This window comes from Neobacillus cucumis (genome assembly GCF_023715505.1).
In genome coordinates, this window is the sequence record NZ_JAMBOH010000028.1 from 1 (window position 1) to 20,748 (window position 20,748).

Here is a 20,748-nt window from a genome sequence, read left to right on the forward strand (position 1 = left end):
GTGCACCGTGGTCGTTGGAGTCAGACTAACGGATGGGCTCTAAGGCACCATAGTTTATCGACCTTCCTCTCCCAGCCTTAGGAACATTATCGCCGGATTCAATATATTTTCATTCTTTGTGGTGAAGCGCCGATTTTTGCGCTTCATGGATGGTTAACGAGTATATTATTCATTCCTCAAACGTTGATTGTAATCTCTCTCAATTCCCTTTTTCCAGTTTCGGTCAATCTTTTTGCCGCTTCGCAGGCTGCTAACAGCTTCATTTACCGCTTCATAATTTAATTCCGTACCAATTTCGTCGGCATGGTAATTGACCGCGTGCTCTTCATCAATTCCAAATCGTGCCGCTGTTGAGATCGCATCGATATTGGCTCCAAGGAACAGAAATTCCCACTCATATTTCTTTTTTTGGTGTTGAACCATATTTTTAATTTTGTCCGCTCTAAATTCCTTGCTGGCATTTTCCATTCCATCTGTTGTAATTATGAACAATACTTTTTCTGCCCGTTCTTTCTCACTGGTCCTCTTTTGTACATTTCCAATCTTTTGAATGGTGAATCCAATCGCATCTAATAATGCAGTAGTACCTCCTACTTCATAATCTTTTTCAGTAAGAGGTGAAATGCCTTTTACATCGATTCGGTCATGTAACAATTCATATCGGTGATCGAACAATACCGTTGTTACAAAGGCTTCTCCTGCCGCTTTTTGCTGTTTCTTGAGCATAGCATTAAAACCGCCGATGGTATCTGCCTCAAGCCCTGCCATAGAGCCGCTTTTATCCAAAATAAACACTAATTCTGTTAGATTTTTTTTCATATTCATCATCCTCCGTCCTTTGATAAACAAAGGATAACACTCATCAGATAGGAAATGGTCGCTTTGAAAGCGACATTTCAGAAGCAGGGGGACGGTTCTTCTGCTTCGTCATCAATTCACACTGCTGCCAGTAATTCGTTATACCTCATCCTATTAAATGTTTTGCAAACGTTCACAAATAATAGTGGTAATCGCTTTCAACATCGTATATAATTATATTAAAATTACAACTTGAGAGGTGAAACAGCATGAAAGAATACATTTTTCTATTAGAAGAACCCGTTGGTACTAAAGAAATAAAGATTTTAGCATCAGGAATGATGGATGCCTTCAAAAAGGCAAAAGAATTTCGAAAAAACATTGTCCAAGATACTAAATTAAAGGTCAATTTGATCTTAAAGGGTGTTAGATATACGGATTAACCTTAGATAAAAATATATTGAAAGGAAAAATCCTAAACTATATGTTCTTATTAAGATTAATAGTAAATAAATAAAGGAGAACACATTCGCAGGTTTAACGAAATGTGTTCTCCTTTAAATTTATATTTTTAGATACTTGGTTTCTTTACTGAACACTGATCATTAGATATTTTTATCCTTAGCGAAGCTTTCCGAACCAATATAAAATAGGAGAGGAAAGCGAGAAAACTGGAGCAAAAGATAATGACGCCCATAGGAACGCCTGTATACGCCCCTGCTATTCCCACCAGTGGAGCGGTTAATGAGCCTAGTACAAAGGGCAATAAACCTAGTAAGGCAGAGGCACTGCCTGCGATATGTCCTTGGGTTTCAATGGCTAAAGCAAAGGACGTGGTTCCAATTATACTGATGGAACCTACAAAAAAGAAGATTGGAATGGCGACAGCGAAAAGCGGAGCTTTTAATAACAGAGCAATGAGTAACCATAAGCCTGCTATGGTAGAGATGGCTAATCCTATCTTTAAGAAAGTCCGCTCCGAAATGATATCTGCCAAGCGGCCGACCAACTGACTTCCAATAATTAATGCTAATCCATTTGTCCCGAATAATAAACTAAATTGCTGCGGTGTGACTTGGTAAATATTTTGATAGACAAACGGAATCCCAGATACATAGGCAAAAATTCCTGCAGTTGTAAAACCTTGCGTTAGTGCGTACCCCATGAACGTGCGATCTTTGAATAAAGAACCAAAGTTGTTCATGATTTGTGGTAAATTGCTTGGAACACGTTTTTCTTCTGAAAGCGTTTCTTCTAATTTTAAAGCAACAATAATGAGCAACACAGCACCTATTATAGCCAAAGCAAGGAAAACCCCATGCCAATTGGTAAAAGCAAGAATTCCCCCTCCAGCAATCGGTGCAACGATTGGTCCAAGGTTCCCCACTAACACCATCATCGTAAAGAACTTGGTCAGTTCCCTTCCACTAAAAAGATCTCGAACAATTGCTCTTGAAATAACAAGTCCGCCAGCAGCAGCAAAGCCCTGGACTAATCGAGCGATGATCAGGAAATAGATATTGGGCGCCAACGCGCATGTTATTGAAGCCAGTAAATATAAGGTGATAAAGATTAGCAAGGGTTGCCTTCGGCCTTTGACATCACTCAAAGGACCAATGAACAATTGCCCCAATCCAAGACCTAATAAACAGGATGTTAAACTAATTTGTACCAGTGAAGCTGTAGTATGGAAATCATTCACAATCGTTGGAAAAGATGGTAAATACGTATCGATTGTAAAAGGCCCTAACAGTCCAAGTGATCCTAAGAGTATAGCCAGCTGTATTCGTTTTTTTCCACTAGGTTTAATCAATGTCCATCGCCTTTCTAAAAATATTTCGATATCCTAAATTAATAAACTTTATTATAACCTGAACCATGCTCAATGGTAAACAATTAAAATCGATGGTACCGTTTTCACTTTTCGAGTTTTTTGAACAAAGAAGCAGGGGACGGTTCTTCTGCCCCGCCCCCCCTGCATTATTTATAATAAAATGCACTTTCTAACACTCATTGTGCCTTGTTATAAACAATCGAAAATCTTTTTTCACTCAGCGATTTTTCTCCGTTGTAATCTATTTGAATGGTTGCAGTATAATCCCCTTCCATCTCAAGGTTAGCATTCCCAGCATACACGCCATTCCCTGTTTCCTGCAACTTCAATGAAGTATCTCCATGACTCATTCCTTGCATGTCCAATTTTGCACTAACCTTAGCACCTTTTATCGGTTTACCCTCACGGTCTAAGATTTTTAATTGAATGGGAGTTAATTGGCCTGGTGTAAATGATTTGGGTGTAGTTAGCTTTAGATCAAAGTTATTTGAACTGCAGCCTGCCATAAAAACAAATAATAGGCCAATGATTAGACTAGTAATTTTTTTCATTACACCTCATCCTTTCTAAAATTTTTCTTATAGAACTATCTGAATCATTACAACTTAAACATTTATTGTACACTCTTCCCTATACATCAAGAAGCCGACTGACCTTTTGCCAGAAAGGTTCATACGCAATGGCAAATTTAGGCCTACTTACAAAATTATCACTAAACTGATGACAGATACAAACATTTTAACTTAATGTCTGAAGTTACTGGTAATATCCTCTGTCATCATTTAATATAAAAATAATAGCAAGAAGAAAAGCTAAGCCACTACAGACCCGAGCTGATTAGTGGCTTAGCTTTTTACTTTTACTATTCTTTTATTTTATCCTTTAGGCGCAAGTTTTTTTATTAATGTATATACCACTAGAGATAGAATAAAAAAACCAATAAATGAGTAGGTATGTGTCCACTTATGCAAAACAAACATCCCCATTTTAATAAATAGGAATTCTATGATATACGCGAAGATTGCAGATAGTATTAAGGAGAGCAACAAGAATGTTTTAAACGTTTTTGAGTACTGATAAATAAACATAAAAGAAACGGGAATGACGGTGGCATCAGCAGGAAATAAAGGAGGCACCGTTGGCAACAACTTGTCTGGATACCCCCATAAAATCATGTCAGCCCCAATGACATCTGTAATGGATGCTAACATTGCCCAAATTAACCCGTAACACATGATTTCGAATGTTCTTTTCTTATCATGATACTTCATCCAAATAAGCCAAGGAATGACGGCTGCACCGAGCAACAACCACCACTCCCAAGTAAATAGGTCGTCCTGGTACCAATTCTGAATCGAAATGTCCCTAAGAGTTTCTCTTGCGTTTTTAATATCTTCAAAAGTCGGATGTTTCATGGTATTCACTCCAAATTTTATAACCCGTACTTCCTTAAGTTATCCATTCCACCCTTTTAAATTCTTAAAGTTATAAAGAATTGTACGCCAAATAATCCCCCCTCAGAATAAGAGTGGGGACTATTTGGCACTTTTTCAATGTGACAAGATGATTGTTTAATCGTCTAGTTTTTTAATCCTTCTAAAAACTCTATTTTGCTTTTAGCATTATCAGATGTAATAATATCGACGTCACTGTTAATACTTTTTTCTACTCGTTGCCCTTTTATCGCTTTTAAGGCATTTTCCACACTGATATAGCCCATATCATATGGATTCTGCGCAACTGAGCCTTTCAACGTTCCTTTTTCAACATATTTGAGCATTTCGATTATTCCGTCTGCGCCTACGACTGGAAGGTTTAATCCTTTTTGGTTAAGATACTTGATGACTTCTAATGCCATCCCGTCATCAGAGGCAAAAACACCCTTGATATCAGAATTACTCTTCATTAATTCATCGATGACTGGCTTAACCTTGGCATCGTCATCATCTACGAGTATATACCCTTCGACCGTATCAATTCCAACTGTATGCAAAGCCTCTTTCGCCCCTTGAATCCGGTCCTCACTTACGTTATCTTTTGAAATCTTGCCAATAAGGGCGACCTTGTATCCCGGCTGCAGCATTGAAGATAATACCTCTCCGGCTTTTTCACCTAATGAAGGGTTATCGGTTCCAATAAAGGAAGTTTGACCAGACCAATCAACCCCCGTATCCACAAGCAGGACCGGAATATGTTTCTTTTTAAATTCCTCTAATACCGGTACAGATTCTGCAGGATTTAGCGGAGAGAATATGAGTGCGTCCGGTTTTTCCTTTAATACCTTGTACAAAATGGTGAGTTGATCTTCATTATTTTGACTGGGAGCATAAATTTTTCCCTTTACTCCAAAATTGGTCATTCCCTTTTGAATTCCTGAGACAATGATCGACCAATATTCCGACTTTGTATCTTTCAACACCACAGCAACGGTCGGCTTTTCTGCCGCAAAGGCTTTGTAAAAATAACCCAATAAACCACAGATAAAAACCGCAGAAATAACTAGGATCAAACTCTTTTTCTTCACTGTTTCTCACCATTCAAGTAAAGACTTTCATCTAAGAAACGATTAAAACAAATAGAAAAACTTGTTCCTTCATGCCCTGTATGAACCTTGATTTTTGCCTGATGCCGGTCGGCGATACTATAACATACAGCTAGCCCCATTCCGGTTCCCTGGTCTTTTGTGGTAAAAAATGGAGTGCCAATTTTGTCTAGATTGTCTGGATTTATTCCTATTCCACTATCCTTCACCTCTAAAATAACCTCTTCTTCTTCACTGTAGGTTCTAACGTGAAGAGTCCCGCCCATATCCATTGCCTCCAGTCCATTTAAGGCAAGATTCAAGAAAAGCTGCCGAATTTCTTTTTCATCTAAGAAAAGTTCAGGACATGGCTCCGACTGATACTGGACACTTTTCCCTGCAAGGGCTGCTTCTGCATTGATTAAGGGAAGGATCGCTTCTATGATTCTACTTAAAGATTGTTTTGTTTTATTACTTGCTTTATTTTTTGCCAGTGTTAAAAACTCTTTAATGATGCTATTTGCTCTGTTTAGTTCATCCAGCATTATATCAATGAATTCAGGTGCCAGCGGTTGGTTGTTGCTTTTCCACATTTGCAAAAATCCATGTACAGTCGTCATGGGGTTTCGGATTTCATGCGCAATTCCAGCCGCCATTTCGCCAATGAGATTTAATCGATCTAAACGTAACATTTCTTTTTCTAGATTTTCTCTTTCAGTAATATCATTTACCACGATGAGAACGCATGCTTCTCCTTGTATCTCAATGATTTCCGTGGATAACAATCCGGAACGTCTTTCCCCGTTTTTAGATTGGTATGTCACTTTTAGATTGCTCCAAGTCTTATTCCGTTCGAGATCAACCAAATCGACTTTATCCCCGTCCACACAAGTAAAAAGAGCCCAGTCAAAAACTTGATTCTTTACTGTTTCATAATCATAGCCTGTAAAATGGAGCCATGCTTTGTTAACATCGATAAATCTTCCATTTCCGATGCATCGTATCGCCATTAAGCAAGGACTTGCTTCAAATATTTTCTTAAATCGTTCATGGGAAACAGAAAGGTCATCCGCTATCTTTCTTCGCTCCTGAATTTCCGCTTTAAGCTTCTCATTCGTTGACAACAAATCTAACGTACGCTCTTCCACTACTTTTTTTAGAAGATTGAATTGTTGGTTTTTTATTTTCTCTATTTCTTTCCGTTCGGTCACATCACGAATCGTGCAAACAAAAAGAGGCATGTCTTCGATGGTTGCTTTTCCTATTTGAATATCGACAGGAAATCGATTTTTATCTTTCCGTAAGGCAACTCCTTCTATTATTTTCCCTATTGTAGACTCTGTAAGTGCGGGCATGGATAAGACAGCCATCCGCTCTCCCTCTTGCTTTACCACTGGGAGTATAGTAGCTACATGCTTCCCGATTAATTCCTCACGGCTATAACCAAACATTTCCCCTACCATTGGATTGATCGATAAAATCACCCCAGATTCATCAAAGGTGACAATCGTGTCCATCAATGTTTCCCCCATCACCTTTGATAGAGTCTCCGTTTTATATAAATCAACGGTTGTTCGATTCAATTTATGATTAATTTCTTCAAGCTCAATTGATTTTTTTAACTCAGTTTGTTTTAAACTTTCCGAATGACTTTTATAGATTTTAACAAACTGTTCTACTTTTTGTTTTAAGGTCTCGGGATTAAACGGTTTAAATATGTAATCAATGGCTCCAACAGAATACCCATGGAGAACGTGTTCCATATCTTGACTGATGGCAGTAATAAAGATAATCGGAATATTTTTCGACTTTTTTCTGGCTTTAATAAGCTTTGCCGTTTCAAAGCCATTAAGTCCAGGCATTTGAACATCCAGCAAAATGACTGCAAAATCTTGTTTTAAAATACATTTTAACGCTTCTTCCCCGGACCTTGCCGTAACCAAACGATAGCTGGGTGAAGAGAGAACAGCTTCCAATGCGATTAAATTTTCCTTTAGATCGTCCACCATTAATATATTAATCATTTCTGTGTCTGATTTATTTGTTTTTTCGGTAAAGTCTTTCTGCTGAATGGAGTACTTCATAGTATTTTGCATAATCGGTAAAACGGATCTCCTCTCTTTTTCCAAGCCCTAAAAAACCTGAATAAAATAGACTTTCGTAAAATAAGCGATGTACATGATTTTGTAATTTTTTATTAAAATAAATCATCACATTCCGACAAATAATGATATGAAACTCGTTAAATGATTGATCGGTAACCAAATTGTGCTGAAAAAAGTCAATATTCTTTTTCAAGAAAGAATGAAACGCCGCTTGTTCATTTTTTACCGAATAATACTCTGAAAAAGCCTTCTCTCCCCCAGATTGAATGTAGTTGGTTGTATAAAGTTTCATTTTTTCTAAGGGAAAAGAACCTTGTTTCGCCTTTTCTAAATTGTATTGATTGATGTCAGTAGCATAAATCTTGGTTCTTTCCAATACGCCTTCTTCATGCAACAAAATAGCCATCGAATAAACTTCTTCTCCAGAACCACAGCCGACATGCCAGATTCGAATCGCAGGATATTCTCTTACAATCGGAATGACCTTTTCTCGAAGCACCTTAAAAAAAGAGGGATCCCGAAACATCTCTGTTACGTTAATAGAAAAATCATAAAACAACCGATCCATCACAAGGGGTTCGTGTAAAACTTTTTCCTGTAATCCGGATACGGTCCTTAGCTTTTCCGCAGTCATTCGATTCAACGTTCTTCTTTGAATGAAGGGAGCGGCATAGTTCCGAAAATCATATCCATAATGTCGATAAATCGCTTCTAGTAATAACTCAATCTCCATTTTCTGCAGTTGATCGATATTGGTAATGATTATCCCACCTATCTATATAGCCAAACCTGGATCAGGGAGTATAGCTGATCTAAATCAATCGGTTTGCTAATGTAATCAGACGCACCAGCCTGGATACATTCTTCACGGTTATGTTTCATCGCTTTGGCCGTTAAAGCAATAATTGGTAACCCTTGAAATTCCGGTTTCGTACGAATGTTGCGCATAGCCTCAAACCCATCCATTTCCGGCATCATAATATCCATCAAAACGAGATCAATAGCTGGATTTTCTTGTAACACCTCGATCCCTTCTCTGCCGTTTTCAGCGAAAAGAACTTCGATTTCATATTCCTCAAGAGCAGATGATAAGGCATAAATATTTCGCATATCATCATCTACAATCAAAATTTTCTTCCCATTCATTAACGAATATTCCGGTGTATCTTCGTCGATTACGTTTCCATCCGATTGAAACTCACTACTGCCAATGGAATGGCTTTCCTCTTCTTGAAGTGCAGCCGCCGTTTCCAAAAGGAATGGAAAGTGATTTTCATTTTCGTGCAAATGATGAATGGGCAAGTACAGAGTAAAGGAACTTCCAGCCCCTTCTTCACTTTTTAAATCTATATGGCCCCCAAGCAAGTGGGCAAACTCGCGGCTAATCGATAAACCTAAGCCTGTCCCCCCATATTTCCTGCTAGTTGTACCATCCGCTTGCATAAACGCATTAAAAATTAATTGCTGCTTATCCTTTGAAATACCAATTCCCGTATCAGCAATGGTAAAACTGATCATTGGTTCATTCTGACCAGCAAAATCGTGCTTTTCTAATTCATTTGGACCAACCTTCTTGATGAGGAAGGAAATACACCCTTTTTCGGTGAATTTAAAGGCATTTGATAAAAGGTTTCTCAAAATTTGATTGAGTCGATGCTCATCGGTGTATATACTATCCGGTAAATCATCATCTAAGAAAATACTAAACTCCAAATCCTTTTGACGAGCTAAAGGCGAAAAATATCTTTCTGCAAAGGTAGTAATTTTCTCCAAAGCAACTTCTCCGTGAATAACCTCCATTTTTCCAGCTTCAACTTTTGCTAAATCTAAAATCTCATTAATCAAATGAAGCAAATCATTTCCAGATGAATAAATGGTTTGGATGTATTCCAATTGTTTTTCGGTTAAATTATCATTCTTTTTTTCTATTAGCATTTGAGCAAGAATTAATAAACTGTTCAAAGGGGTACGAAGCTCATGCGACATATTCGCAAGAAATTCGGATTTATATTGGGAGGTAAGAGCAAGTTCCTGTGCTTTCTCTTCAAGGGCGTTACTAAATTTCTCCAATTCCTCTTTTTTATGCTCAGAATTTTGATACTGTACCTCGAGTTCTTCGTTCATGATTCTTAGTTCCTCTTGCTGCTGTTGAAGCTCTTCAGATTGGCTTTGCAGCTCTTCTGTCAATGCTTGAGAATCTTGTAATAATTTTTTAACCTGCATTCGATTTCCGATACTGTTGATGGTTATGCCGATATGGGCCATGACTTCCTGGAGAAGGGCTTGTTGAACGGCATTAAATGGTTTAAAAGAAGCAACCTCAAGAACAGCCAAGACCTCTCCTTCAAATTCAGCCGGTAGAATCATTAGATGTTTGGGCGCTGCTTCCCCAATTCCAGAAGCAATTTTTACATAATTGTCGGGAACTTCCGAAAGTATCATCGGTTTCTTTTCTGCCGCAACTTCTCCTACAAGTCCCTCACCGAGATGGAAACTTCTTGATGTAACCGGATCATGATTAAAGGCATAAGAAGCCATATTTATCAGACGTTGTTCACCGTTGTTGCATTCTTTAATATAAAAAACGCCATAGTGAGCATCTACCATCGGGGTGATATTTTGGATAAATAAACGGGACAAAGTTTTAAAATCCTCGACAGCCGTATACATGGAAGCAATCTGAGCCACTTTTGATTTAAGCCAGCTGTGTTCCTCGGCCTTTTCGATTAATGCTTTTTCCTGCAACGCTTTTTCTTCTAATGCTTGGGCCATTCGATTATAGGCACTAGAGATCTTCCCGATTTCGTCTTTGGTCATCACTCCAATTCGGGGAAACTGCGTTCCATGATAAAGGGCAACATTGCTCATGACAGAAGAAACCCGCTGTAAATTTTTGGTTAACCCCCGAATGATCCAAATCGCGACAAATAATCCTATTAGGAAACCAATCGCAATAACGATATAAATCATACGTAATTCAAGGTTATAGGCTTGCCTTGTCCTTAGAAGTTGATCTTTCATTTCCTGTTCCTGCAGGGTATATAACAAATCAGTAATCTGTTGGAGCCGGGCCCGATCGCGCTTGATATCTCCCCAAATCAGCTTGTCGAAATCAGCGTTCCGATCGGTTTTTTGTAAAATAATAATTTGGTTTCCGACTTCTTCATATGTTTTGTAGATGGTGTTAAATTTCGAAATTAAGGCCTGTGTTTCTTTACGGTTGTCCATCTTTTCAATTTTTTTCATCGAGGAGAGAATGTTGTTCCTTGATTGTTCCCATTCGTTTACTACTTGAGAAAGGACATCATCAGGTGGAATGGAGGCAATCTCACTAAGCTCTCTGCCCATGTTCCCTACCTCGAACTCAATCGTGGAAGCCATCAACTTCCTCTCGTCTAACTCTGAAACTAGTGAATTCATCGTAACCGTCTGTTGATTGATCATCTTAAATAAAATGACTAGAAAAATAATGTTACAAAGTAAGATAAGGACTAATCCACCATAAAGCTTTGTTCTAAATTTCATATAGACTTCATTCTCCTGGTTTCTATAATTGTATTTTGATTTGGATATAGTTTATTTAATAAAATGAATAATGAAAGAACATTATAGTATTAACGGACAAAAAAATGAAGATTAGAAAAATTTAAAAATTCAAAAAATAATTGACCAATTGATTGGTCTTTACTATATGTATAAGCCAGATTGAGTTACTCTTGTAAAAATGAAATCTATTATAGAAAGAAATTTAAGTACTACTTTGGTGTTTTGGATTCAAAAAATATTATTATATTTATAACAAAAGTGAGTATAGACTTAGTTAGTTTATCATAATCGCTATATCTAGAAAAGTTCTTTTAAAAAAGAAGATCATTGGATAATCCTGGATTTTCTATTCAATTTGTTCTGACCTAAAAGAATTAGAACAGGTGGTTTACGATTCAAAAAATCCACAATTAAAAATGTATTGAATTTTCATTGTTTCTTTTTTGTTTCATGAGTTATAATATAATTAAGAATATCATAATATAAAAAAGACCGGACATGCAGCAACATGTCCGGTCCAGCAATAGACGGTCCCTCTAAGGGAGTCGGCTAGTTAGATGAAATAATCCACCTGAGCCACTAACTCAAGGGTGGATTATTTTTGTTTAAATGACAGTACTTCAGGGATTGGGGCTTCATTTTCCATTTCTACTAATACAGAAAATCATATTTTACCTCATTTTGGTTCTTCTATAAGATCGTCTCCTTTTTGCAAGTTTATCACGACTGACATCCTTTAAACGCTAATTAATCTATATTTCTTTAATTCGGTTGGATGAAGGACTATGGCTAGGCTAGTCCCAGAATCCGGTGCTGATGGGTATAGACATTAAAGACTCCTCCCCTAATAAAACCAATCGCCGTAATTCCAAGCTCCTCTGCTAAATCTAAGGCGAGATTAGTAGGTGCAGATTTTGATAGGATAATGGCTACGCCAATCTTAGCTGCTTTGAGGAGGACTTCTGAGGAAATTCTTCCGCTAAAAGCAATGATTTTATCCTTCAATGGGATTCCATGGATTAGGCAGTAACCAAAAAGTTTATCCAGCGCATTATGCCGGCCAATATCCGTCCTTGTTATAACGATTCCGTCCGTTGTACATAAGGCGGCATTATGGACACCACCCGTTTTCCGAAAATGAGCAGAACTTTCCTGCAGCTGTTTCATTAAGACATGGCATTGGTGTGGCGTAATCGTCAACTTTGTCAGTATTGTCTTTGCTGTCTTCACATCATTATAAAAATAAAATTGCCGCCCTTTCCCGCAACAGGAACCAATGAATCTCTTCGAATGGAACTCTTTTAAAAGAGATTCTTTATTTACGAGATCCACGTACGCGAATCCCATTTCTTCATCTACCTGAATCGATTCAATATCTTGAAAAACGCGAATGATCCCCTCGGAAGCTAAGAAGCCGACCACCAATTCTTTTATCTCAGATGGGGAACACACCATGGTGGCAAACTCTTCTCCATCAATAATAATCGTTAATGCTGATTCCACGGCGATGTCATCTTCTTGTTCGATAAAGGAATAACCATTATATTTAACAATGTGTTGGCAAGTAGTGATTTCGTTTAACACAGTCTCCCCCCTCTCCTCGCTTTTTTACCGTCTGTCTAAAGGTCTAGCTGGGTAAGATCACGATCAAACATAAACGGGTCTCAGCTTAGCCTCGGCTAAGACCCGTATGAATAGATTTACAGATGGTGGTCGGGATTGGCATGTTGTGCCTGGTGCTCCGGCAGCTGGGTTGTCCGTTCCAAATGGCTTGTTTCGCTACCCATCCCTTTCAAAAATTCAAAAAAGAAGGCAATCGAACGGTTAATTTCAGGATCCTTCAAGGACCTGACGATATCGAAGTAACCGATCTCGCCATCATCATCTTTGCTTTCTGACACTCTGGCGATTCCTGCATTTAATTTAAGGAGAATGGGTTCAAGCTGTTTAACATTTAGTGTACCTAGAACGCCAGCCATCAACAGCAGATTTTTTAACGTATTGGCTGTTTCTTTTGAGTCGGCCTTTTTAATAAGGATTTGCAGGACTTTGTCGCCCTCGGCAAATAATCCGCTCAATAGAGAAATGACCCCTCGATCGTGCATGTGCTTCACCAAATCAAGTGTATCAAGTAACGCTTGCTTATTTTTTATTAGGGAATCCTCTATTTGCCGTAAATCTTTTTTACGCTTCTCCTCCTCAGATAGCTCGATTCGCTCGATTTTCTTAATTGCTTTAGCCATTCGACCGCTCCCTTTCCTTCACAAGATCACCCGGGAAGACGTAATCCTTTCGGGCCCATTTCTTTTGGACTTGGACACCTATTTGCGGCTGTGGATTCCCATATCTGAAATTTATTTTTGGCAGAGGATTAATCCCCTCTTCCTGTAAAATCTCCATTTTAACACGCGTATCCTTGTAAGCAGGGGTGTCGGTATCCTTATCGGCTGCACTGCTTGTCAGGTAGTTGACCGCTCCGTCTCCTGAATCATTCATGGGCAAATACAATTCATTCCCCTTAACCCGGGCAGTGATAATACATTTCACCTTCACGTTACCAAACGGTGACGTCAGGCGGACATACGTTCCGTCATTTAGGCCGCGTTCTGCTGCTAGCTCCGGTGAAACTTCAAGGAAAACCTCTGGCGTTTTTTCTGAAATTCCTTTTGATTTGTATGTGAGATTCCCTTCATGAAAATGCTCTAATAAACGTCCATTGTTCAAATGAAGATCAAATTGCTTCTCAAAATCAAGGGGCTTTGTCCATTGCACAGGATAAGCCCGAGCTTTTCGATCCGGGAAAGGGAAACCATCTCTGTACAGCAGCGGCGTATCTGTCCCATCCGGTTTTACCGGCCATTGCAAACTCTTATAACCTTCTAGTCTTTCATACGTAACACCTGCATAAATCGGCATCAGCCTGGCAGCTTCCTCCATAATTTCACTTGGATGCTTGTAATTCCAGTTGGCACCAAGCCGGTTTGCGACTAGCTGTATGATTTCCCAGTCAGGCTTAGAGTCGCCTAGAGGTTCAAAGACTTGATACAGCCTTTGAATACGGCGTTCCGTGTTTGTAAAAGTTCCTTCTTTTTCAAGGCTTGGGCTTGCCGGCAGAACGACATCCGCATACTGGGCAGTCCGGGAAAAAAAGATATCCTCAACGACAAAAAATTCAAGTTTTTCAAAGGCCTTATGAACATGGTTGATGTTTGAATCCACTAATCCCATTTCCTCTCCTTTTACATACATCGCCTTGACCGTACCTCGATGGATTCCTTCAATCATATCGTGATTATTCATTCCTACTTCCGAGGAAAGCTTGACAGCCCAGGCTTGTTCAAATTTTTCCAGCACTTTTGGGTCGTCCACTCGCTGATATCCTGGAAAGTTCTCCGGTGCACTGCCCATGTCGCCTGCACCTTGAACGTTATTATGCCCGCGGAGCGGGTACGCTCCGGCACCTGGACGTCCGTAGTTACCCGTTATCAGCAATAGGTTAGAAATGGCTGTACTAGTGTCACTGCCGCCTAGATGCTGGGTAACACCCATCGCCCAAAGAATAGCCGTGCCATCCGCATCACGAATCATTTCCGCAATCTGAATGATTGTCTCTTTGGAAAGACCCGTGTTCTCTTCGGCATAGCCTAATGTATAAATAGCAAGACTATGTCTGTATTCCTCGAAACCAGTTACATTCTTTTTGATAAACTCTTCATCCGCCCAGCCCATATCAATCATGTATTTGGTCACAGCAGAGAGCCAAACCAAATCAGATCCTGCGTTTGGGTGAATAAATAGATCTGCACGGGCTGCCATTTCATGTTCCCGGAGGTCTGCGACAATTAATTTTTGCCCATGTAGTTTATGGGCACGCTTGACCCTTGTAGCTAATACAGGGTGCGCTTCCGCTGTATTGGAACCGATAATGATTACCAGTCCTGCTTTGGCGATGTCCTTAATGGAACCAGCATCACCGCCGTAACCAACCGTTCGGTGCAGTCCAACCGTTGCCGGTGTCTGACAATAACGGGAACAGTTATCCACATTGTTTGTGCCAATCACCTGCCTGGCCAATTTTTGCATTAAATAGGATTCTTCATTTGTACATTTTGAGGAAGTAATAAAGCCCATTGATTGCGGTCCATATTGGCTGCGAATCTCAAGGAACCGTTTCGCGATTAAATCGAGGGCCTCATCCCATTGCGCTTCGCGGAAGCTATCACCTTCCCGGATCAGTGGCTTCGTTAACCGTTCTTTACTGTTGACAAAATCCCAGCCAAATTTCCCTTTCACACAAGTGGAAATTCCATTCGCTGGTGCCTCTACATTTGGTTCAACCTTTAGAATCTCGCGTCCTTTTGTCCAGACATCAAAACTGCAGCCGACACCACAGAACGTACAGACGGTTTTGGTACGTTTCACTCTTGCTTCACGCATCGCTGATTCCATATCGGAAACAGTAAGGATCGACCCGTAACCGGTCTCCACCCCTTTGGTCAACTCAATCATCGAACGGAGTGTTCCTTTTTCAACACCTGTCAGATAACCGGCCTCCCCGAGCATACCTTTTTCCATCATCGCATTACACGGACATACGGTTGAACAATGGCCGCACGATACACAGGAGGATTCGTTAATCGGAACATCGTTATCCCAGATGACCCGTGGGTGCTCTCGATCCCAATCGATTCTCAGCGTTTCCGTCACTTGGACATCCTGACAGGCCTCGACACAGCGCCCACACAAGATACACTGATCAGGATCATAGCGGTAGAAGGGATTCGACAAATCCTCCTCATACGGTTTCTGCTCCCACGGAATACTCTGATGGTTGATCCGCATCTCCTTAACGGTGTTATGTATTTCGCAGCCGCCGTTGTTGTAATCACAAACGGTACAATATAATTCATGGTTGTGAAGAATCTTATCCATCGCTGTTGTCTGTGATTTTTTCACAAGCGGGCTCGTCGTACTGATGACATCCCCATCCTTTAAAACGGTTGAACAGGACCTGACAAGTTCCTGATTTACATCAACGATACAAGTGTCACACGTTTCAATCGGTCCAAGGCTGGGATGATAGCACACCTGTGGAACTTCAATTGAGCAATCGTTCAGGAATTGCAAGACCGTCTGGCCTTCTGCTGCCTCCATTTTTACTCCATTGATCGTAACTCGTAGGTTTCTTACCAAAATGGCATCACCCTTTCAACTTTATTTATTTGTTTAGTACCCCATCTCTCGAAAAATAAAAACCAAATCTTCTGAGTTCTAAGAAAAATAAAGTGTGATAGGTGTTTAATAGTGGAAAACAGGGTAAAGAATCAAAAAGGAAAGGACAAAACCTTTATGAAATATATGATTTTGAAAGGTAAGAGTCATATTGGGAAATATAGGTACAATATAGTTGGGAATATCGAAGCTTCATCCTTGGAGATGGCGAGTGCTCTCTTTTATAGGAAAATTAGAAGAGAGGTGAACAATAAGAACGGAGAAACATACATAATCATTCCTGACAGCCAGAATATGAATATAAATAGTAGTAATATCCACCCATTAGATGGTGTTCCCTATAGTATGATCAAGTATTGGGAACCAGGGAAAGGATTGCCCTAAATCGAATGCTTGAGCCTCGTTTAAACAAAATCTGTAAACTTGTAATTCTTTCTTAAGAAGCTATTAATCTGGGGAAACGAGCGAATCGTGTTCCCCAACACCAACTTTTTTTGATCTGGATTTTTGATATTTCAGATTTTAATCTCTTGCCTGGCTAATTTTCCATTGATTTTAAAAATGCTAGAATCTTTTGCGAGTGGGGCTTGAACTTTGAGCACCTTTCACGATAACAGACAAAGCTGCAGCCGTTGCAGCATATCGAAGACCATCTTGGATGGAATGACTCAAACTACTTTCTACAACAAATGCACCAATAAATGTATCCCGAGCCGAGGTCGTAACAATTTTTATACTTTTTTCAATAAATATGTATCTTCTTGCAGACAATCGAAAATCTTTTTTCTCCCGTCCCTATTTAGCCGTCGTCATCTATATGAATGCAACGGCAAAAACTACAACCATATAAAAAACAATATCCTCAATCGGGATTGCCTTCCTGCATCCTTACATTTTTTAAGTAAAAATTCAAGAGATCAGGAAATTCCTTTATTTCTTCTTTGCCCTTCTCGGTTAAACAATAGGTGCCTCGCTTGATTCTTTCAAACCAGCCATAATAGTTTTTAACGAGAATGGAAGAAGTTTTGTCTCCGGTTCCCAACTGAATTAATTTTTTCGGGGATAACGGCCCAAAATGGCTCATGTAACAAGCAATTTGAATACAATTTTCCTTATAAGCTGTCATGATTTTGGTCCGATTGCTTCCGCCAACATTAAAATCCGCACTGCGGCCATTGATTTCCTTCAAAACAGATTCTCTCTTTAACTTGCTTTGCCCCCTGCTTTTACGACGATCAAACGATGATGGATGGAAGACGACTTCTGTCTTTGCCCGTTTCAATGGATTCGAAACGACAATTAATCCCAACTCCAGGCGTCTAATTAACTGGCATTTTTCAGCCCATCGTCTTGAATTTAAACGATACTTAGGTTTTGGGATGGCAATATATACTTGATCCGTTATACGCTGTCGTTTGGCTGCCTGTATGAGCAAATCAACACTTAAGGTAAGCTTCAATTCAATGACAACTAGCTCCTCATCTTTAACTGCAACGATATCACAATCTTTTACTTCACCGTATACCTCATAGCCTTCCTTTACAAAAAAAGTCTGAATTGGTTTATATAAATCCATTTCTTGCAGCTTTTTTGTTTCGTTCATATGCCTTCACCATCCAATTCAAACCGAAATACTGTAAGAACCTATAAAACAAGTTTCATTAAATTAAATGTAACCTATAATTTGTTCTTGGGAAAGGATGTTCATCTAATAACCGAGAAAAAGACCCGGTAAATAATCTAATCCCGAGTCCTGACTTTTATATCTCAATAGAGTTACAACCTTATATCCAAATTATATAAAGATAAGTTGTGACTGCTTGCATCCATTGAGTCTAGATTTAATACCTCTACTAGTTTATTTTGAAGCCTTTCTTCCTCTCTACTATCCGTTGTTTTCATTCGAATAATTGGAATCTCGTACTTTCTTAAAATTTCATCTTTTAATTGATCACGTTTTAACTGAGTTGGATTATTTGCATGGTAGGCATGTCCATCCACTTCAACTACCAATACCGGCATTTTATCTAGTTTGTTAAAAATAACAAAATCTGTATGAGTTAATATATTCATGGCATACTTTCTCTCATCATCGGTAAGCTTGTCCGTACTTCGAATCAGCATTCTTAAAGGCTGATGAAGCACCCAATCAAGACTTTGGAATTCTGGTTGGCTTAATACTTTCTCAATCACTGCATTCATAAGATTTTCTGATTGATATTCCGACACTTTCTTACTTCTCTTCTTCGTTTCTAACAACTTATTAGAATAATTGCTATACAGCAGATCAAATACAGAATAGATTTGGCTTTCGATGATTTCAAAATTGTTATATTGAATATACCTTGCTAAATCGCCGATATTGGTCCCTTTCCATTCCTCACTGCCCTCGGAAACCACCACAATCAATTGATTTACGGCTCGTGAAACAGCCACATTTATGAGATTGGGATCATCGACAAAATTGTTTACAGCTACATCATTGGCAACAGTAGTAAGGATGATTACATCTCTTTCACGACCTTGATATTTATGAACGGTATCCGCTTCTATATCTGTTTCTCCTATGGCCTTTTGCAGTTCATTAGCCTGCAATCGATAAGGTGAAATGACACCGATGGATTGGTTGTCATTCATCCTTTTCTGCTCAGGAATAATTTCATGAAAGACAACATCAATTTGCCTCTGATTTACTTTTCCTCTTGCATGGTTTCCTTTTGCTGTTTTGTAGAGGACTAGTGGTTTATCCTTTTCCTCTTCATTTGTTAAAACAATGAGTTCATTATTATAGAATTTTTGATTACAAAAACCAATAATTTTAGGGTGGCAGCGGTAATGCTCTTTTAAAAGTGTTTTGGGGATATTTTTGTATAAATCAAGTATGGAAGACAACAAGCTATGATCCGCATAATGGTAGGCCTGATCTACCTCAAATGATTCAAATATTTTCCTTGTGATAATCTCTGTTTCATTCGAAACAACATTTGGAAGCTGTTTTATATCTCCTACAATGACCGCATTTTTAGCACAAGATAATGCCAAGGCACCTGTTACAACATCAACCTGTGAGGCCTCATCCACGATAACGTAATCAAATAAATAATTTTGCTTGGCACTGTTTCTTAATGAATGTGTGGTACTTAAGATCACTGGATATTCTTTTATAAAATGATCAAAGTCTTTCCAAAGTGCATCTTCTGTAAAAAGTGTCCTTTGTTCATTCGCTCGATACTTATTAGCCAATTTTGCCTTCAATAAATCCATAGACTTTCGGCTATAGTTTTTCATTTCAAGATCAAAGTTATAGTTTTCTAGTTTATTCGATAAACTATCTATTTCCTTTGCGATCTCATTCATTTTTTTCTCATAGTAGATTTTTTGCAAAAATGAAACCACTTGATCTGGAGGATACTTATAAATCTTCAAGTCATAGATGCCGTAATGAAATAAATTGTATACTTTTTCTCTAAATGAAATTTTTCCTTTAAAAATACTTCGTTTATATTCCAGCAGTATGTTTAAAACCTTCTCGGATCGAAGCTTGGAAAAAGACCGGAGACGGAGGGTCTGACTATTTGTTTCAGTATAATATTGATTAAAATACTCAAATTCCGTTTGAAAATTTGAGAGTTCCTGCTTTAAAACTGCTCGTTGATTCTGATAAGTCAGCATTTCATCTAATTTTTCTGAGATGCTTTTAAGTCATTATTAATGGAATGAAATTCAGAAGGTGGTATAGCCCACTCACTCAGGTTAGGATAGTTTCCTTTTTGTTCAGCAAAAAATTTTGTTTTATTTTCCTTATTCCCTAAGTATGCAGCGATAAAATCCACTTCATATTTTGCCAATTTTTCAAGTACATTTGCGGTTGCTGAGTTATTATTCGATACAACAGCAACGGTTTGATTGTTTAGAATCGCATTTGCAATGATGTTTAGTATAGTTTGGGTCTTTCCGGTACCAGGAGGTCCTTCTATTACACTAAGCTGATTTGCTAAAGCTTTCTCTGTCGCCATCTTTTGGCTTGTATTAAAACCAAAGGGATAAATGGCTTGAACTGGATTTTTATGTTTGATTAATGGTTTTCCTTCTAAATAAGCTGATAGGACACTGCTTGGACTAATCATTTTCAGATGATGGTATTGCTTACTTAAAAAGCTGCTATCATCCTCCAATTTTTCACTCACATTATTAGCGATCGTTTTTAAATATTCAAAGGTCTTATGTACGAAAGGATTGGTTAAACTTGTTTCTTCAATGGTGATGCTTGACCGTTTATACACCTTCTTATAACCCGTCTTAAACCATACTTTTACATGGCCACCAAAATCAAGTATCTTAATTCCGCCCGTTACTGGGAGGTTATTTTCGAAAATATCACATGTTCTATGATCAATCTCTTTGGGTTCTTTAAACCAAGTTAAGTTTAAATAATTGTATGTATAAACCTTGCTATTGTTATGGAATCTAACTAAATATTTGCCATTTTCGTATTTACATAAATTAATTTCTTCTGTTTTATCCTTGTCTTTAATTAGGATAAGAAATTTATTCTCATTCAAAGTTGCCTGCACCTCTTAGCCCTTAACCTAATAAAATCTATAATTTTACGGGTATGATTTCGGTATCATACAAGCCAACAAATTTTACATTTTTCTACATTATACAACAATTAGGTCTATTATCCTAAAAATACTCTAGTAAAATAGCAT

At 38.5% G+C, this 20,748-nt stretch carries 17 protein-coding genes; 2 read left to right on the top strand and 15 right to left on the bottom strand.

Annotated elements, in window-relative coordinates; genetic code table 11:
- Positions 1-165: 165 nt before the first annotated feature.
- Positions 166-819 carry a vWA domain-containing protein gene (locus M3226_RS25320; RefSeq protein ID WP_251571415.1) on the bottom strand — a complete coding sequence of 218 codons (654 nt, stop codon included), beginning with the start codon at positions 817-819 and terminating at the stop codon, positions 166-168.
- Positions 820-1,067: 248 nt separating this feature from the next.
- Here M3226_RS25320 and M3226_RS25325 point away from each other — a divergent pair, with 248 nt between their 5' ends.
- Positions 1,068-1,241 (top strand): hypothetical protein, encoded by a 174-nt coding sequence (locus M3226_RS25325; RefSeq protein ID WP_251571416.1) that lies wholly within the window; start codon positions 1,068-1,070, stop codon positions 1,239-1,241.
- Between the two features lie 128 nt (positions 1,242-1,369).
- Here M3226_RS25325 and M3226_RS25330 read toward each other — a convergent pair whose 3' ends face one another.
- The 10 genes from M3226_RS25330 to fdhF form a co-directional block, all read right to left on the bottom strand.
- Positions 1,370-2,608 carry a Bcr/CflA family multidrug efflux MFS transporter gene (locus M3226_RS25330; protein WP_374110690.1) on the bottom strand — a complete coding sequence of 413 codons (1,239 nt, stop codon included), beginning with the start codon at positions 2,606-2,608 and terminating at the stop codon, positions 1,370-1,372.
- 200 nt (positions 2,609-2,808) lie between these two features.
- Complete coding sequence (locus M3226_RS25335) at positions 2,809-3,183, bottom strand: FixH family protein (protein WP_251571419.1); 375 nt, start codon at positions 3,181-3,183, stop codon at positions 2,809-2,811.
- 324 nt (positions 3,184-3,507) lie between these two features.
- Positions 3,508-4,047, bottom strand: a complete 540-nt coding sequence (locus M3226_RS25340; protein ID WP_251571421.1) for a CBO0543 family protein — start codon at positions 4,045-4,047, stop codon at positions 3,508-3,510.
- Positions 4,048-4,211: 164 nt separating this feature from the next.
- Complete coding sequence (locus M3226_RS25345) at positions 4,212-5,156, bottom strand: sugar ABC transporter substrate-binding protein (protein WP_251571423.1); 945 nt, start codon at positions 5,154-5,156, stop codon at positions 4,212-4,214.
- A complete protein-coding gene (locus tag M3226_RS25350) occupies positions 5,153-7,177 on the bottom strand; it encodes a PAS domain S-box protein (RefSeq protein ID WP_445165003.1) in 2,025 nt (674 codons plus the stop codon). The genes M3226_RS25345 and M3226_RS25350 overlap by 4 nt, the downstream gene beginning before the upstream one ends.
- 13 nt (positions 7,178-7,190) lie before the next feature.
- On the bottom strand, positions 7,191-7,991 hold the full coding sequence (locus M3226_RS25355; protein WP_251571426.1) for a CheR family methyltransferase: 801 nt from the start codon (positions 7,989-7,991) through the stop codon (positions 7,191-7,193).
- Between the two features lie 38 nt (positions 7,992-8,029).
- Positions 8,030-10,783, bottom strand: coding sequence for a response regulator (locus M3226_RS25360; RefSeq protein ID WP_251571428.1), 2,754 nt, complete (start codon positions 10,781-10,783; stop codon positions 8,030-8,032).
- Between the two features lie 810 nt (positions 10,784-11,593).
- Positions 11,594-12,388, bottom strand: a complete 795-nt coding sequence (gene fdhD, locus M3226_RS25365) for a formate dehydrogenase accessory sulfurtransferase FdhD (RefSeq protein ID WP_251571430.1) — start codon at positions 12,386-12,388, stop codon at positions 11,594-11,596.
- A gap of 116 nt (positions 12,389-12,504) precedes the next feature.
- On the bottom strand, positions 12,505-13,047 hold the full coding sequence (locus M3226_RS25370) for a DUF1641 domain-containing protein (RefSeq protein WP_251571432.1): 543 nt from the start codon (positions 13,045-13,047) through the stop codon (positions 12,505-12,507).
- The gene (fdhF, locus tag M3226_RS25375; protein ID WP_251571520.1) at positions 13,040-15,958 is read right to left on the bottom strand and encodes a formate dehydrogenase subunit alpha; all 2,919 of its coding nucleotides are present in this window, start codon (positions 15,956-15,958) and stop codon (positions 13,040-13,042) included. The genes M3226_RS25370 and fdhF overlap by 8 nt, the downstream gene beginning before the upstream one ends.
- Positions 15,959-16,108: 150 nt before the next feature.
- Between fdhF and M3226_RS25380 the strand changes: the two genes are divergently transcribed.
- Complete coding sequence (locus M3226_RS25380; RefSeq protein ID WP_251571434.1) at positions 16,109-16,420, top strand: hypothetical protein; 312 nt, start codon at positions 16,109-16,111, stop codon at positions 16,418-16,420.
- Between the two features lie 180 nt (positions 16,421-16,600).
- Here the strand turns inward: M3226_RS25380 and M3226_RS25385 are convergent, their stop codons facing one another.
- The 4 genes from M3226_RS25385 to M3226_RS25400 form a co-directional block, all read right to left on the bottom strand.
- On the bottom strand, positions 16,601-16,807 hold the full coding sequence (locus tag M3226_RS25385) for a PfkB family carbohydrate kinase (protein WP_251571436.1): 207 nt from the start codon (positions 16,805-16,807) through the stop codon (positions 16,601-16,603).
- Between the two features lie 91 nt (positions 16,808-16,898).
- Positions 16,899-17,639: a DUF2161 domain-containing phosphodiesterase gene (locus M3226_RS25390; RefSeq protein ID WP_251571438.1), complete on the bottom strand. Its 741-nt coding sequence runs from the start codon at positions 17,637-17,639 to the stop codon at positions 16,899-16,901.
- A gap of 173 nt (positions 17,640-17,812) precedes the next feature.
- The gene (locus tag M3226_RS25395; protein WP_251571440.1) at positions 17,813-19,420 is read right to left on the bottom strand and encodes an AAA domain-containing protein; all 1,608 of its coding nucleotides are present in this window, start codon (positions 19,418-19,420) and stop codon (positions 17,813-17,815) included.
- A 293-nt stretch (positions 19,421-19,713) separates the two neighbouring features.
- On the bottom strand, positions 19,714-20,598 hold the full coding sequence (locus tag M3226_RS25400) for an AAA domain-containing protein (protein WP_251571441.1): 885 nt from the start codon (positions 20,596-20,598) through the stop codon (positions 19,714-19,716).
- Positions 20,599-20,748 lie beyond the last annotated feature (150 nt).

Coding starts and splice junctions, on each gene's coding strand:
- M3226_RS25320 (WP_251571415.1), bottom strand. CDS start 819: ATGAAAAAAAATCTAACAGAATTAGTGTTTATTTTGGATAAAAGCGGC.
- M3226_RS25325 (WP_251571416.1), top strand. CDS start 1,068: ATGAAAGAATACATTTTTCTATTAGAAGAACCCGTTGGTACTAAAGAA.
- M3226_RS25335 (WP_251571419.1), bottom strand. CDS start 3,183: ATGAAAAAAATTACTAGTCTAATCATTGGCCTATTATTTGTTTTTATG.
- M3226_RS25340 (WP_251571421.1), bottom strand. CDS start 4,047: ATGAAACATCCGACTTTTGAAGATATTAAAAACGCAAGAGAAACTCTT.
- M3226_RS25350 (WP_445165003.1), bottom strand. CDS start 7,177: ATGATTAATATATTAATGGTGGACGATCTAAAGGAAAATTTAATCGCA.
- M3226_RS25355 (WP_251571426.1), bottom strand. CDS start 7,991: ATGGAGATTGAGTTATTACTAGAAGCGATTTATCGACATTATGGATAT.
- M3226_RS25360 (WP_251571428.1), bottom strand. CDS start 10,783: ATGAAATTTAGAACAAAGCTTTATGGTGGATTAGTCCTTATCTTACTT.
- M3226_RS25370 (WP_251571432.1), bottom strand. CDS start 13,047: ATGGCTAAAGCAATTAAGAAAATCGAGCGAATCGAGCTATCTGAGGAG.
- fdhF (WP_251571520.1), bottom strand. CDS start 15,958: ATGGAGGCAGCAGAAGGCCAGACGGTCTTGCAATTCCTGAACGATTGC.
- M3226_RS25390 (WP_251571438.1), bottom strand. CDS start 17,639: ATGAACGAAACAAAAAAGCTGCAAGAAATGGATTTATATAAACCAATT.